General features: G+C 35.2%; 15 protein-coding genes. 7 read left to right on the forward strand and 8 right to left on the reverse strand.

The window, feature by feature from the left end; translation table 11 throughout:
* Positions 1 to 149 precede the first annotated feature (149 nt).
* On the reverse strand, positions 150 to 923 hold the full coding sequence (locus tag ACIQXW_RS21480) for a Cof-type HAD-IIB family hydrolase (RefSeq protein WP_340821852.1): 774 nt from the start codon (positions 921 to 923) through the stop codon (positions 150 to 152).
* Between the two features lie 463 nt (positions 924 to 1,386).
* Here ACIQXW_RS21480 and ACIQXW_RS21485 point away from each other — a divergent pair, with 463 nt between their 5' ends.
* Together ACIQXW_RS21485 and ACIQXW_RS21490 are read left to right on the forward strand one after the other, a co-directional pair.
* The gene (locus tag ACIQXW_RS21485; RefSeq protein ID WP_340821850.1) at positions 1,387 to 2,082 is read left to right on the forward strand and encodes a DUF2225 domain-containing protein; all 696 of its coding nucleotides are present in this window, start codon (positions 1,387 to 1,389) and stop codon (positions 2,080 to 2,082) included.
* 21 nt (positions 2,083 to 2,103) lie between these two features.
* Complete coding sequence (locus ACIQXW_RS21490; RefSeq protein ID WP_340821849.1) at positions 2,104 to 2,457, forward strand: hypothetical protein; 354 nt, start codon at positions 2,104 to 2,106, stop codon at positions 2,455 to 2,457.
* Positions 2,458 to 2,527: 70 nt separating this feature from the next.
* Here ACIQXW_RS21490 and ACIQXW_RS21495 read toward each other — a convergent pair whose 3' ends face one another.
* Positions 2,528 to 3,361, reverse strand: a complete 834-nt coding sequence (locus ACIQXW_RS21495; RefSeq protein ID WP_340821847.1) for a MerR family transcriptional regulator — start codon at positions 3,359 to 3,361, stop codon at positions 2,528 to 2,530.
* An 84-nt stretch (positions 3,362 to 3,445) separates the two neighbouring features.
* Here ACIQXW_RS21495 and ACIQXW_RS21500 point away from each other — a divergent pair, with 84 nt between their 5' ends.
* Together ACIQXW_RS21500 and ACIQXW_RS21505 are read left to right on the forward strand one after the other, a co-directional pair.
* A complete protein-coding gene (locus tag ACIQXW_RS21500; RefSeq protein WP_402765391.1) occupies positions 3,446 to 3,913 on the forward strand; it encodes a GNAT family N-acetyltransferase in 468 nt (155 codons plus the stop codon).
* The gene (locus ACIQXW_RS21505; protein ID WP_401021482.1) at positions 3,900 to 5,252 is read left to right on the forward strand and encodes an MATE family efflux transporter; all 1,353 of its coding nucleotides are present in this window, start codon (positions 3,900 to 3,902) and stop codon (positions 5,250 to 5,252) included. Before ACIQXW_RS21500 ends, ACIQXW_RS21505 begins: the two co-directional genes overlap by 14 nt.
* A 290-nt stretch (positions 5,253 to 5,542) precedes the next feature.
* On the opposite strand, the gene ACIQXW_RS21510 is transcribed toward ACIQXW_RS21505, so the two are convergent.
* Positions 5,543 to 6,586, reverse strand: a complete 1,044-nt coding sequence (locus ACIQXW_RS21510; RefSeq protein ID WP_340821842.1) for an AI-2E family transporter — start codon at positions 6,584 to 6,586, stop codon at positions 5,543 to 5,545.
* A 452-nt stretch (positions 6,587 to 7,038) separates the two neighbouring features.
* Here ACIQXW_RS21510 and ACIQXW_RS21515 point away from each other — a divergent pair, with 452 nt between their 5' ends.
* A complete protein-coding gene (locus ACIQXW_RS21515; RefSeq protein ID WP_402765396.1) occupies positions 7,039 to 7,431 on the forward strand; it encodes a RidA family protein in 393 nt (130 codons plus the stop codon).
* Positions 7,432 to 7,536: 105 nt separating this feature from the next.
* Here ACIQXW_RS21515 and ACIQXW_RS21520 read toward each other — a convergent pair whose 3' ends face one another.
* From ACIQXW_RS21520 to ACIQXW_RS21540, 5 genes are all read right to left on the reverse strand, one after another.
* Positions 7,537 to 8,145, reverse strand: a complete 609-nt coding sequence (locus ACIQXW_RS21520; RefSeq protein ID WP_340821840.1) for a flavin reductase family protein — start codon at positions 8,143 to 8,145, stop codon at positions 7,537 to 7,539.
* A 20-nt stretch (positions 8,146 to 8,165) separates the two neighbouring features.
* Complete coding sequence (locus ACIQXW_RS21525; RefSeq protein ID WP_402765399.1) at positions 8,166 to 9,104, reverse strand: ring-cleaving dioxygenase; 939 nt, start codon at positions 9,102 to 9,104, stop codon at positions 8,166 to 8,168.
* Positions 9,105 to 9,367: 263 nt separating this feature from the next.
* Positions 9,368 to 9,910 (reverse strand): cupin domain-containing protein, encoded by a 543-nt coding sequence (locus tag ACIQXW_RS21530; protein WP_402765402.1) that lies wholly within the window; start codon positions 9,908 to 9,910, stop codon positions 9,368 to 9,370.
* 469 nt (positions 9,911 to 10,379) lie between these two features.
* Positions 10,380 to 10,883 carry a GNAT family N-acetyltransferase gene (locus ACIQXW_RS21535; protein ID WP_402765405.1) on the reverse strand — a complete coding sequence of 168 codons (504 nt, stop codon included), beginning with the start codon at positions 10,881 to 10,883 and terminating at the stop codon, positions 10,380 to 10,382.
* 594 nt (positions 10,884 to 11,477) lie between these two features.
* Positions 11,478 to 11,999 (reverse strand): GNAT family N-acetyltransferase, encoded by a 522-nt coding sequence (locus ACIQXW_RS21540; RefSeq protein ID WP_402765407.1) that lies wholly within the window; start codon positions 11,997 to 11,999, stop codon positions 11,478 to 11,480.
* Positions 12,000 to 12,322: 323 nt separating this feature from the next.
* On the opposite strand from ACIQXW_RS21540, the gene ACIQXW_RS21545 reads away from it, so the two are divergent.
* Together ACIQXW_RS21545 and ACIQXW_RS21550 are read left to right on the forward strand one after the other, a co-directional pair.
* Entirely contained in the window at positions 12,323 to 13,030 is a 708-nt protein-coding gene (locus ACIQXW_RS21545) for a DUF421 domain-containing protein (RefSeq protein ID WP_402765410.1), read from the forward strand.
* 253 nt (positions 13,031 to 13,283) lie between these two features.
* A complete protein-coding gene (locus tag ACIQXW_RS21550) occupies positions 13,284 to 14,729 on the forward strand; it encodes an MDR family MFS transporter (RefSeq protein WP_402765413.1) in 1,446 nt (481 codons plus the stop codon).
* The last annotated feature ends 291 nt before the right edge of the window (positions 14,730 to 15,020 follow it).

The raw sequence follows: 15,020 nt of genomic DNA on the forward strand, positions 1-15,020 counted from the left end.
TGATGAGCTGACTAAAAAACAAATACATACGACAATGGCAACTAGAATAGCTACTACAATCATTATTTATAATTTATTCATACAATCTGAGAACATTCCCCTATAGAAGCGATTGCAATATTATTTCATTCTTTATCATATTTATTACCTTAGATAAGCTGTAGCTTGCGCAATGCATAATCTATGCCACCTTCATCTGATTTCATCGTGATATAATCAGCGATATTTTTTAATGCGACACTGCCATTTCCCATCGCAATACCATATCCAACTTGCTTTAACATATCAATATCATTATCTCCATCTCCAAAAGCAATTGCCTCTTTCGGAACTAGGTTGAAATATTTTAGCACTGCTTCAACTGCGATGGATTTTGATACATCATCTTGTAGCACATTTATAATCGTCGGATGCCATCTCTCAAACTTCAAATTCGGAAACTGTGTTATGTACTTTTTCTCTTCTTTTACGTTGGCATATAAACACATTAAGTAAACTTCCTCGTTTAAAATATTATTATTAGTAGGAGGATACTCATCTAAAGATAATGTCTCCTTCATTGCTTTTAATGTTGCAGGATGGCGAACATTATTCATGAATAGTTGATCAGTGAAAAATGATAGACTATTGTTATTGTCATCAGCAAAAGCTTTTACGTTTTCTACGATTTCTTGTGCGATAGGAATGGTATGGATTATTTGATCACCATGCCGAGTATAAGCACCATTAGCAGTAATAAATGTATCAATACCTAGTTCTTGCAAATCATGACACATAGATAATGGTCTTCCTGTTGCAGCTACTAATCGAATTCCTTTGTTTCTTAATAGTTGTAACGCGTTCTTCGTACTACTTTCAATACAACCATCGTCATAGTTGATGAGCGTACCATCCACATCAAAGAAAATAATTTTACAGTCCAATTCAATCTATCCCCTTTTAAATTAAATAGAAAAATATAGTGATTATCGTACTTTGAAAATAAAAAAAAATAGCTTTCTACCAGCTTAAATCCCTTATCAATATGCATATTATTGAATAGTAAATTTATCCTATATGTATTATAATAAAACTACGACAATTTTTTATAAAAAAGAGCATTCTAAGTATGTCAGATTTAATTTAATAAAGTAGACTAAAACATTTAACTTTTCCCTATGCACCACCGATAAATACTATTGCCAGTATATTTAAACCATGCATTCCCTTTACATATAAAAAATTAATGTTTTTTGGGTACTACTTTAATCATACTGAAGGAGTATACCAAAAAACATAGAATTGCTAAAATAGTAGAAAATCCATTAAATATATTGAACGAGTATCGCCCTTATTTAAATAGAACTAAAGAAATGTTAAAAACTCGACACAGAGGAGTTGGTTCATATGGGTTTTAATATTTACTACTACGAAAGTAATGTGGATTGTAAATTTTGCAAAAAACAATATACAACATATAAAGTACGACCAAATCGTTTTAAAATAATCGAAGAACAAACGGATTTTATGCCCGTTTATGAAGGCTTAAATCCATTACTTTATGAAGTTGCTGTATGCCCGCATTGCGGATATGCTTACCATAAATCTATGACGAGAACGTATGGACCGTTCTTGCTACTAATCGATGAATTGTATATTAAAGAACTACATAAGCCAATGGACATCTGTCGCGAACGCACGATTGATGATGCTATCGTAAGCTATAAATTGGCCTATCTCGTAGCAAAGGCATCAATGGAAGAGGCACTTTTAATGGCTAATATCGCCCTAAAAATAGCTTGGCTGTATCGTTTGAAAAATGAAAGCGAATCTGAAACGCACTACTTGTATGCAGCAAGAGACTTTTACAGTAAATCTTTTGCATCCAATCAAGAAGGCAGCGAGCGAATTCAATTTTTACATGCCGAATTAAGCCTTCGACTCGGCGATATTGTAGAAGCAAAAAAAGGATTTTCTAGATTAATTGCAGATCGCAATGTTTCCAATAAATATCGCAAACTAGCACGTGATCGTTGGGAAAACTATAAATATAACGAACACCCTAACTATGTCACTGAAAATAAACAAGAAATCATCAAATAATTGAGAAGGGAGAGGAATCGAATGCTGCTGTTCGGAAAAAAAATAGACGCTCGAGAAGAGGATATTTTTTCGGAATTACATCATTTTTTATTAAGAAAAAATAATCGGCACTTAACGAATGATGAAATTGTTGCATTAACAGGCATTTCATCGGACTTACTTTTTAAATGGGTGAAGACAGGAAAGTTAAAAACCTCTATCTTCCCTAATCTTGGCGCACCATGTGAACGATGCGGTAAAATTACACAAGCAAAAATTTGTGTTAACTGTTCCTCATCCATCGTTAATACCTTACAGCAAGAAGAAAAAGATCAAGCATGGTTTAATAAAATTCAACGCAATAATTCAAGAGCGAGCACTTACCATTACAAATAAACCTTTGAATACAAGAATCTACGACATTGCATGAGTAGCCACAATGTCGTAGATTCTTTTTTATGCAAAACTACTTTGCCCTTTTAACAATTTCCATCATAATTTTCGTGACATAATCCTCCTCCCGATTTTTAATAACAGCATCATAAATATATTCTTCATATACGTACTGCCCTAGCTCGTAGCCATTTTCATCCATGACCTTAAATAATCGTTCATATGTTTGGCCTAGCGTCGTTGATAATCCTATATGGTAACCAATAATAAAATCTCCTTCAATCGCCTTAAAATATGGATGCCCTTCTTGAGGATGTGGTTGTTCCATATATAAGTAACAATAATTATCATAGTTCCCAGCTAAAATTTGCTCTCTTTTTGTGATGCCCCCAATTGGATAGCCTGTATCAAGCTGCGAGCGATCCAATTCATCGATAAAATCTGAGACCGCCTTTACAAACTGTTCCTCTGTGGAATCTTCAATATTTTTGCTTAAATATAACGTCTCTTCTGGGAAATGGCCGATCGTAATGCTGTCAAAATCTATATGCATCGCTTCTTCTGTTGTCTCGATTTTTACCTTAATAATACTTTCAATCATTTCAAGCTCTTGCCTTTTTTTCGCCACAAGCTCTTTTTGCTGACGCATCAAATCTAAAAAGTTTTCTGGTGATTTATCTGCCATATACTTTTGAATTTCTTTTAAAGACATACCAAGTGTTTTTAATAATTCAATAACACTAAAAAAATCATATTGAGCGATGGAATAATAACGATAGTCTTTACTATCTTTCATAATTGGTGATAGAAGGCCAATTTGATCATAGTAAATGAGCGTTTGTTTATTCACCTTACAAAGCTTGGCAAATTCTCCTGTTGTAAAATATTTTACGTTTTTATTAAGCATTTTAAGTTTCCTTCCTTGACTATATAGTTACTATATACTTTAGATTGTACCTATTCACAATAAATTTAGAAAGGTTTTGACATTATGTTCACGGAAATACGTGACATCACAGCTTTAAACAAAGAAGAAGTATTAGCTTTACACATCGCTGACAATCAGCAGGACTTTATTGAAAGTACACAACAATGCTTAGACGAGGCAAAAGACGATCGACGATTTATTCCAGTTGGTTTGTACAAGGAGGATATCCCGGTAGGCTTCGCAATGTATGGTGTATTTCCTCACGAGGACGATACACAACGCGTTTGGCTAGACCGCTATTTAATTGATGAGCGTTATCAGCATAAAGGACTTGGAAAGTACTTTTTACAGCAGCTTATCAGTTTCTTACAAACAAAATACAATTGCCAAAAAATATTTTTAAGCGTCTATGACAACAATAAAGTAGCCATTCAGCTCTATAAAAAGTTTGGATTTGCCTTTAACGGTGAACTAGATGAAAAGGGCGAAAAGGTCATGGTAAGAGAGGTAGTTGCTCATGACGACAATTAATTCAATTGAAACAAGACCGTTAAAGCCATTGTTTTTATCCTACTTATTCCCAGCGATGATTGGTATGCTACTCATGTCTGTAAACATCTTAGTTGATGGTATATTTGTCAGTCATGGGGTTGGCCCAACTGCTCTAGCAGGTGTCAATATTGCCGTTCCGATTTTCTCCATCTTACTATCAATTTCTCTGTGGATTGGTATGGGGGGTGCCACTTTGTACTCCATTTCACTTGGAGAAGGCAATAAAAAACGAGCACATCAGATTTTCACACTCGCATTTACAACGATGCTTGCAGTAGTTTTAACGTTGGTGCTATTACTTTTAGTAAACTTAAAGGAAATTGCCTATATTTTTGGGGCAAGTGATGTTACTTATCCTTATGTGCAAGAATATTTACATGTAATTTTGATATTTGGTGTCTTTTACACAATTGAAAACTTATTAAGTATTTTTATTCGCAATGATGGAAATCCAAAGCTTGCAATGATGGGTTTAATCACTACATCCATTTTAAATATATTATTAAACTACGTATTTATTTTCGTGCTCCATTACGGTGTAAAAGGTTGCGCTTTAGCGACAGCAATCTCTACAATCATTGGCATGTCGGTGCTATGTCTCCATTTCTTCAGAAAGCAATCTGAATTAAAATTTGTATCTTCATTTTTCAGCCTATCCGATTTAAAGAAAATATTTTCCATTGGTTTACCAAGCTTTATCGTAGAAGCTTCCATGGCGATTATCGTTATTTTATATAATGTATCATTTTTGCATTACCTTGGCGCAAACGGCGTAACAGCATATGCAATGGTTAACTATATTCATACAGTATTATTAACCGTATTTTTAGGTATTGGTATGGCTCTACAACCTCTTGTCAGCTACCACCATGGTGCCAGATTAACAAAGCGTTTAACAGCGCTATTGAAAATTGGCTTAGCAACCGCTCTTATTCTCGGTTTAAGCATTGCCATTATTGCTATGCTATTCCCTTCACAGTTAATAGCGTTATTCGGCGATAGTACGTTTGAAATTCGCCAAATAGCAACCCAAGGATTTGTTCAATTTGCAATTGGCTATGTCTTCTTAGGCTTAAACATGGTACTTGCAGAGTTTTTCCAATCTATTGAAAAAATTCGCCTTGCAACAACTATTATGTTACTGCGCAGTATTATTTTATTTATTCCAGCGCTCTTATTGCTACCTAAATTACTAGGAGCACAAGCAATTTGGTGGACTTTCCCCGTCGCTGAAGGTATTACTGCATTGCTGATTTTCTTATATATCAGAAGAAAGCCACGTGCGGTTTTTTCAAACTCTGTGGGATTTCAAAAATAATAAATACTGCCATTGATCTCTGCTACGGGCGGGTGCTTTCCGCAAATTGTTTGAGTGCCTGGCACTTTGTATAGATCCCTGCACCTAAATCGAAAAAATCCACTACGCTTTTTGCGGGCACCTTGTAAGCCGCAACCCTCGCTGTCGAGTGGTTTGTTGCGTCTTACATTACGTGCGTTCCCGCAGGAGTCTACGTGGATTTTTCCTTGGCGAGACATAGGGAAATTGTTTGAGTGCCTGGCACCATAAAAAGGAAGCATACGCATAAAGCGATGCTTCCTTTTTTGATTTTACTTATTTACTTTTATAGCTACAGTTTGTTTAGGTTCTCCCTCAGAGGACGTAACACCTAGAACATCGAGCAGGAACATAAACAACGGAATCCCGATAATTAGCCCCCATACTCCAAGGAATTGCTCAGAGAACAGGATTACGATAAATGTATAAAAAATAGGAAGATTCGTTTTGGCAGACATAAGCTTCGGATTTAAGAAATATGCCTCAATCGCATGTAGTACCACTACAATAATAAGAATGTAGACAATGTACATCGGACCACCAATACTATAGGCAATAATGCTAAGTGGAACCAATGAAATAATAACCCCTGCTACAGGAATTAAACCTAAGATGAAAAGCATTATTCCGAGTGCAATTAAATGTGGGAAGCCCATGATAGAGAGAGCTATAACAGATAAAACACAATTTACAGCAGCAATGATAAATTGCGCTTCAATTACTTTACCAAAAGAACGAATAAATATTCTAGAGAAATACGTTAACTCATCGTAAAGCGGACCAATTTTACTATCTTTAAATTTTGCAGTAAATTCAATAATTCGTTTCTTCTCCAGAAGAATGAACAAACTCAAAATAAGCGCGATGAAAACGTGCAAAATGACTTTACCAATGTTTGTTAAATTTTTAAGTGTAATGTCTACGCCTTGCTCTAAATATTTTCCGAGTTCAATCTTCTCAAATGTCGGAGCTAAATATCTCGCAATCTCGTTATCATTCGGATTGAGATTAAAAGCTGCAATCAAATCAAAAAGCTGTGTAATCTGTTGGGTCACAACTGGCAAATACTTATAGATGACAGCAATAATCCCGGCAACAAGTAGAAGATAAAGCGCAACTATCATCGCTTTTTCATTGATTGGCGCAATACGTCTAAACTCTTTAGTCGCCTTAGTAGAGAGCTCATTCATTAAGTAAGTCATAATGAATGTGAGAAGAATAAGGTTAATCATACTGCGCATTAAATATAATGCAACAGCGATCCCAGCTAGAATAATAAAACGTTTAAATCCATTACTTCGAAAAAAATTACTCATGCATTCGCTCCTTCCACAAAACAGCTTCGCCTCAACTGCCAACTTACAAAATATGATAATATTAAGCAAGCAGACAACATATTAGTTATCAATATATATAATTTTCATGTCATTATTTGAGCTTAAAGATAGAAGAGTATTTCTATTTCCCATAAAATAAAACAATATGGCGTTATCTTACTCATAACAATCTAATCCAAGAAGTAAATCCATATACATTAGATTTTTTACACTTTTCGAATTAAAATGAAAGACACAATACTATTAATCATAGTGTATTGAAAGCTATACCAGCGTTAAAGCCTGAATTTTATTAATTCTATTATAACCCTATAAACTGCGATATCAAAAGCAACTTATTTGGTAAACAGCATCTAAATAACGTTTTTATGTTAATTTTCGTACGATATTTTAGAAGTTTCACTAAATTCGTCTAGATAAGGATTGATTATATGAAAATCTCAAGAAATCCCAAGGAAATTCATCCACCTGTTGCTCCTTACGTTCACCAGATTGAAATAACGGGTCCAACTAAATGGCTAACATTATCTGGACAAATAGGGATGACGGTAGACGGCACTGTGCCTGAAGATCCAATAGCTCAATTAAAATTAGCACTTAACAATATTAAAAAAAATCTTGAAAGTGCTAGCATGACTGTTGATGATTTAACAAAAGTGGTTTTTTACTTAGTCGGGGATTTTGACTCAACAGAAAGAAAAAAAGTGATGAATGACTTTTTTGGCGATCACGTCCCATGTATGACGATGTTGTATGTAGTAGCACTTGCTGCGCCAGCATTCAAGGTAGAGATTGATGCTTGGGCATGTCAGGAAATGAAATAATAGAGGTAAGTATTCAAGAAGGATAATGCTCATGAATGGAGGTCCGTTGATTTCTCGTACGCTCCATTCACAAGCATATCTTTTTTAATTAACTTTTCTGTCTGACTATATAGGACGTTCTATTTCAAAAAGATCTCCTATTTTTGCATAACTCGATCCCGCAAGCCTACTAACTGCCTTTAGTGCTCTTGGATCTATCTTTCCTTCACAATAAATGGCATCATCTAAATGAAATTGTACGACCTCACCGATAAATAATTCACCTGTCTGCTCATCCCCATTTAGCAAGGGGATTGTCTGTACTAAGCGACACTCCATCCGAACTTTCGCCTCTTTAACGCCAGGAACGTTAATACAATGACTGTCTACCACTGTAAAGTTGGCTTTTTCAATCTCACTTTCAGTTACAGGCAACGTAGCCGCTGTTTCATTAACCTGGCTAACATTATCTTCATCTACAATATGCACAACAAATTGCCCTTGATACTGAATATGACGAGCAGTATCTTTTAAGTACCCTTTCGATCTTTGAATTGCTAATGAAATCATCGGCGGGTTTGCTGATACGATATTGAAATAACTAAACGGTGCGCCATTCATAACACCTTGCTCTGACTTTGTCGTCACAAAAGCAATAGGTCTCGGAATAATACTACCAGTTAATAATTTATAGTTTTCACGTTCTGTATTTTTTTTAGGATCAATCGAAATCAAAAGTTTCGTCCCCCTTTTTATCAATCAACCGAACGAACTTTAATTGGTATTAATGTTCTTTCCAGTTGTTCACGATGTTGCTCATACTGCAATGGTAACATTAATTGACTACCCATTGTTTCAAATGTTTCATCATGTGCGAATCCTGGTGGATCTGTCGCAATTTCAAATAAAATTTCACCTGCTTCACGGAAATAAATAGCGTTAAAATAATTACGGTCCTTTACTTCCGTTACATGTTGCCCACGATTCATTACATACTCTTGCCACTCTATGTGATCTGCATTGTCCTTTGCTCGCCAAGCAATATGATGGACTGTTCCGACACCCATTTGACCACGTATGCCCGGTACAGTTTTTAAGTCAATAATATTTCCGATATCGGCACTTGATTGAAAGCGTACATATTCGCCTTCTGTTGCTATTTTTTCAAGCCCCATTACATCTGTTAATACCTTCTCGGTTTCTTGTGGACGACTTGAATAAAGTGTTGCGCCACCAAAGCCTTTGATTGCAACCTCTGGTGTAACCTCGCCAAATACCCAATTATTTAAATCGCCTTCTGCACGTGCTACTAATTCAATATGAAGTCCATGTGGATCATCTAATTGAACGACTTGCTCTCCAAAGCGTTCGGCTTTTTTGAATGGAATAGAAAATTTTGCAAGACGATTAATCCAAAAAGGTAATGCCCCCTCTGGTACAACATATGTTGTAACGCCTACTTGCCCATCACCGATGCGTCCTTTATAAGCGTTTGCCCACGGGAAAAATGTAATAATGGTACCTGGTTTCCCAGCATTGTTGCCAAAATAAAGATGATATGTTCCTGGGTCGTCAAAATTGACCGTTTTTTTTACTAAGCGTAAACCTAAAATTCCAGCATAAAAATCAACATTCTCCTGTGGATGCCCAACAATTGCTGTGATATGGTGTATACCTTCTGTATGTTTTTTCATAATGACGATTCTCCTTCACAAATAATTTATTGCTTATTCTTGTTTATAGTTTCTAACTATGTGCTACTTCAAACTTCTAACAATGAACAATTTATAGACGTTTGTTATTATCTCGAATTAATTTATCTTGAATTCGAGATAATTATAACACGTTATTTTTTATTTCGTCAATCGCCCTGCTAACAATTGTTTTTCTTGGCATGAAAAAAAGCAAAGTTGCAATATATCAACAACTCTGCCTATCATTCATAATTTATTATTTGCTAATGACCATAACCCTCTTCTGCTGCCACTGCATCTGCTTTCGTAGCATGAACAGTTCCAAATGGGTGGTTAGGAGGCGCATAGATTGAAAACAGCTTTAATGGCCCATTCCCTGTATTGGTTACATTGTGCCATGTTCCAGCAGGGACCACGATGGCATAATCATCATAGACATTTCTAGTAAAGCTTAAATGATCTTTACTAGCGCCCATTTGAGCAACCCCCTGCCCTTGTTCAATATATAAAAACTGATCGACATGCGGATGCACCTCTAAACCTATATCGTCACCAACATTTACAGTCATTAATGTAATTTGCAAATGATCTCCTGTCCATATAGCAGTACGGTACGTATTATTGAGCTTAGTTGCCTCCTCCATATTAACAACAAAGGGTTTTTGTCCAAAATCGGTTGTCATTTGATTGTGATTACCGTAGCCAGCTTGATTTGCAAGCACTACCTCATGAGGAACAGGCCAGTGAATAGGCTGATTGCCATAGCTATACATTGGTAGATTTACATAATAAGGAACATAGTACATTTTCTCAATCCTCTCACAGATTATAAAATTATCCTATGCTACTTTTTGTTGAAATGTCCCCCATTGTAGGAAATGTCCCCGCATAATCAGTGAAAGCATAAATATCCTACCTTTTACGTCCCAAAAAGCTGAGCCAAATAAATAATCCCATAGATAGGAATTGCTATGGAGGTAAGTAGATACATCACCATTTCACCCTTCGAAAGCTTCCTTTTCCATTTCGTTAATTTAAGCTGCCTATGATAAACAAAACTCGAAAGTAATATGATTAAAAAAGTTAAATCTTTTACGTTCTCTAACAAGAGTTGCAACTCATTCTCCCCCTTTGTTGTGCAAAAGATATCTCTATTATAGTAAATGACTAAATAGCAAAAAAAAGAATCTAGTATTTACTTTTTATGTTGCAGTAAACTCCAAAATACTATGACCTCTTAAGAGCAAAGTAATTTGAAGATCTCATCTCATTTTCTTACATATGTAAAACCATCAAATCCTCGTCACAATACTGCCCATTAAATTTGAGGGCATTCCGTTCTACACCATACACTTTAAAACCTAAAGACATATACAACTTCTTGGCTGAAATATTGTCAGAGACAACTGTTAATTTAATTTGCTCCAAACCTTCACAACTTTTTGCCTTCTCTATTAGTTTACGCATAAGTAATTTCCCTACGCCCTGACCTCTTCCTTCAGGTGCTACATACATTCCGAAAACATTTCCTTTATGGCGAGTTTTCACAGTGCTTTCGCGCATATAAGTGACAATTCCAACTAACGAATTGTTGTCATTGAAGGCACCAAGGACAAATTTATCGTTCGTTGGTTCTAATCGCCCTGCTATAGTTTCTAATGAAAAGTTTACTTCACACTCATATGTTGAACCAAATGCCTCTGGATTGATTTGTAACGCACTTAATCGAACTTCTTGATACAACTGAGCATCTGATTTATTTAAAATTCGAATTTCCATAGTGTATCCCCTTACGTCTGTTATTTTAATAGCGGTCTCTACGGTCTCCATGTTTTTTACAACATATTGATTTTCCGTAACTTCTTATTCTCCTAACACAATTACAAATGGAATGTTGTCACGATTCACTTTATTCATCGCTTTTCTTAATTTTTTTTATTATGTGCGGCGAATTTTACGACGAATAAGCTCTTGCTCAGGTAAATAATCTTGTGTTTCTCTAACATTTTGATCATCCATTTTCTTCATCATCGTCTCTCCTTTGTTTTTAAGAAAATAAAAAACCGTACAAACATAAGCTCCAACATCGGCTTAGTTATACGATTTCATGAGAAATAGTCGTCCTATTCAATATTAATAAATTAATACAGATAGCAAGACTAATGGGTATGATGATGTGTAGTTGTTGATATTAGATGCTTTAAAACCCGCATAGAATCTCCTCCATTCAATTATTCGTTACTTTAAATCATATGATAATATTTGTCAATTTATTATTTAAAAAAGGTAGCTACAGGACTGCATTGTTAAATTACTTTTATAGAACAAAAAGCAGTTACTCTGTATAGACTAACTGCTCATTAAAACTTGAATTTATAGTAGCTTTTGATAAAGTTCGAATTTATCTAAACCATATTTACTGTATCCTAAATCAATGGCATCAATATACTCAAAACCATATTTTCTATAAAGTTTTATAGCTGGTTTATTTTTTTCATATACATCCAGACGAATAGCTTTTATGTTCATTTCCTTACTATGTTGAATAATAAAATCCATAAGTCTTGTTCCAATTCCTTTATTAAGGTATGTAGGATGTACAGCAAAAGTGTTAATAACCAATATTTCTTCATCATCGAAATCATGATACCAATTAGCTTTAGAATAAGCTGCTTCTTGCTCATGTCTTAATATGACAGTGCCAACAATATGTTCCCCATCTTTCATCACATATAAATTGCCTTCCTGTATACCATGTACTGCAGTTTCTTTTATAGGATAGACACCTTTTTTCCATCCAGGGTAATTTATATGCGCATCAAGATAAGCATTTAAATCATTATACAAAGATTCAATTTCCCCGATATTATTTTCCGTTCCCTTTTCAATCTTCATAATTTCTTCCTTTTCTATTTAGGTAATTAAGAACCCTAAATTATATGAATATTATACCTTGTTAATAATTGGTAAACGATTCCTCATGGTGAAATTTTGAATAAGGCAACCTTTAATGCTTCGCTTCAGAGGTTGGGTTTTTCGGCAGAACGGGTATAGGACACTACTGCTAGGAGAGGAAATTTAGCGAAGTTTGAATCAATTTTACGTGAGTGCTATAGGCTCTTAAACTATGAACTGAAATATTACCAGAGAGGATACGTCATTCGTATCCTCATTTTGCTTAAAAAAATTTAAATACAATACGTGGAGGAGTTGAATTTATGACATATGTAAATATTGGCTCGAAGTTATTTTTTGGGTTCATTGCTTTATTAATTGTGACGCGTTTGTTGGGCAAAAAAGAAATATCGCAGCTCACCCCCTTTGATTTTATTTATTCCATTGTACTTGGTGGCATATTGGAAGAAAGCATCTATGATAACAAAATTTCACCGCTTCATGTCTGGTTCGCAGTGACCGTTTGGGGAGTAATGTTATTTATTATCGAAATTTCATCACAGCGCTACGATAAATTAAGGGTTCTTTTGAAAGGGGAAACGTCGATTTTAATCAAAAATGGCGAATTCAACTTAAAAGAACTAGAAGCGAATCACTTGGAAATGGAGCAATTACGCATTATGTTAAGGCAACAAGGGGTATTCTCACTGCGTGAAGTTTGTGATTTGTACTTGGAGCCTGGTGGTACTGTCAGCTTAAAAAAATATGCAAAATTCGATATGGTCACACCAGCCATGCTCAATTTAAAGCCAAAAGACGAGTCAATTAATTTCCTTTATGTAGATGAAGGAGAAATCAACGAAGAAATCTTAAAATACACGGGCAAGTCAAAAGAATGGCTATACGATGAACTGCTAAAGGAAGGCTATACGACTATTCAAGATATTTTGTATGCGGAATGGTCAGAGACTGACGGATTTTTCATCAAAACCTATGCGGATACCAATGATGATATACGAAAAGTGAATTAAAAAAGGTAGCACACAATCTACAAGCTAATCTAAACGAAAATGTATACTAAAGTAGTTATTTGGATTTGACAATGCCGAAGATTCAATTAAAGTTAATATTATTTGATAAAAACCACCCGTTTATTCCGTAGAACATTTCTGTTCACAGTTAGGCTATTCATCTTACACATGTAAAATAGATTTGTTATTTGGAAGATTTAAAGGTAAGTTATATATTGAATAAATTTAACAAGATGGAAGTTAGAGGAAAAATATGAGAAAAAAAGTTATTATGTCATTAATGTTAATGACTTTCCTTTCTGCTGTAGAAGGAACAATTATTAGTACAGCAATTCCCCGTATAACAAGTGATTTATCGGGTGTCGAACTCGTTAGTTGGGTCTATGCAATTTATATGCTTGCCACTGCTGTTTCGACTCCAATATACGGGAAACTGGCGGATTTATTTGGTCGAAAAAAAGTTTTACTTATTGGGGCTACAATATTTTTAGTTGGCTCTGCTCTTTGCGGTGTCGTGACATCGATGGAACAGCTCATCGTCTTTCGTGCCCTTCAAGGTCTAGGCGCTGGCGCTATTATGCCAATAACAATGACCATTATTGGCGACTTATATAGCGAAGTGAAAGACCGTGCAAAAGCACAGGGGTGGATTAGTGCCGTTTGGGGTATCTCTGGTGTTATCGGACCTCTCGTTGGCGGATTTTTAGTTGACTCTCTTTCTTGGCGCTACATCTTTTTCTTAAACGTTCCATTTGGAATTATCGCTTGTATAATGATTGTCATTTATTACAAAGAATCTATTAAGCCCGCTAAGCATCATATCGACTATCTTGGCGCAACAGTCTTCTCATTAAGTGCAATCGCTCTACTTTACGCGTTATTAACAGGTAGCAGTAAAAACAACTGGGGGGACATGACAATTATAGGTCTATTACTCTTTGCAGTTGTATCATTCGTTATTTTCTTATTTATTGAGAAGAAATCTCCGGAACCACTAATTCCGCTAGCACTTTTCTCTAACCGTACATTATCTACTATTAATATACTAACACTTATTTCGGGTGCAATGCTTATTAGTATTACGATGTATTTACCAATTTGGAGCCAAGGTGTATTAGGAAAAAACGCGACAGATGCTGGACTCATTTTAATGCCGCTTCCTGTTATGTGGACAGTCGGGACTATTTTTTCAGGTAAATTAGTTGGACGCTTGAATACGAAACAAATCATCCTCATTGGGGTTAGCGTTCTGTCAGTTGCTGCCTTTACTTTATTTACATTGTCAACAGATTCCCTAGCGTTCCTTATTTATGTTGGAGTTGGGTTATTCGGACTTGGGATGGGACTTGTTTCACCTATTTACATGGTAACAATTCAAACAGCTGTTTCAAATCAAACACGTGGGACAGCAATTGGCTTAAATACATTTATCAATACGTTTAGCCAAACATTAGGAGCTGCAGTTTTCGGGGCGCTTTTCAACACGATGATCCATGCACATGGTATTCAGCACCTTGATCTTGTTTCATCTGGTGGTCATGGAGGAGCTACAGCCAACGTCGTAACCAAATCGCAAGAGGCATTAGCTTCTAGTGTACATTACATTTATATGGGTACTTTTATATTAGCACTACTAACTTTGTTAATTGTTTGGTTCTTTTTAAAGCCAGCCACTCAACTCGTGAGCGAGCATAAATAACGAATAAATAAGCTATAAAGAGATTACTCTTTATAGCTTATTTTTATTTACTTATAAATCGTAATGCTTCTATTTCATTGTAGTGTTTACATTGTGTAAACATCTAGAGCAAACTAGCCCGTAATGAATCAAAATAAGCCTCAATTAGTTCCCTTAACTTTTTATAGATGCCTACCCTCAGATACCCCTTCACCAATTAAATACAAACTAATAAACAAACAGTTAATTAAAACGTTTGATTTATAACAAACAAAACAATATAATGTTTGATATAAATCGTTAAATAATTTG

The organism is Lysinibacillus sp. NPDC097162 (assembly GCF_044762185.1).
In the GTDB taxonomy this organism is placed as follows: domain Bacteria; phylum Bacillota; class Bacilli; order Bacillales_A; family Planococcaceae; genus Lysinibacillus.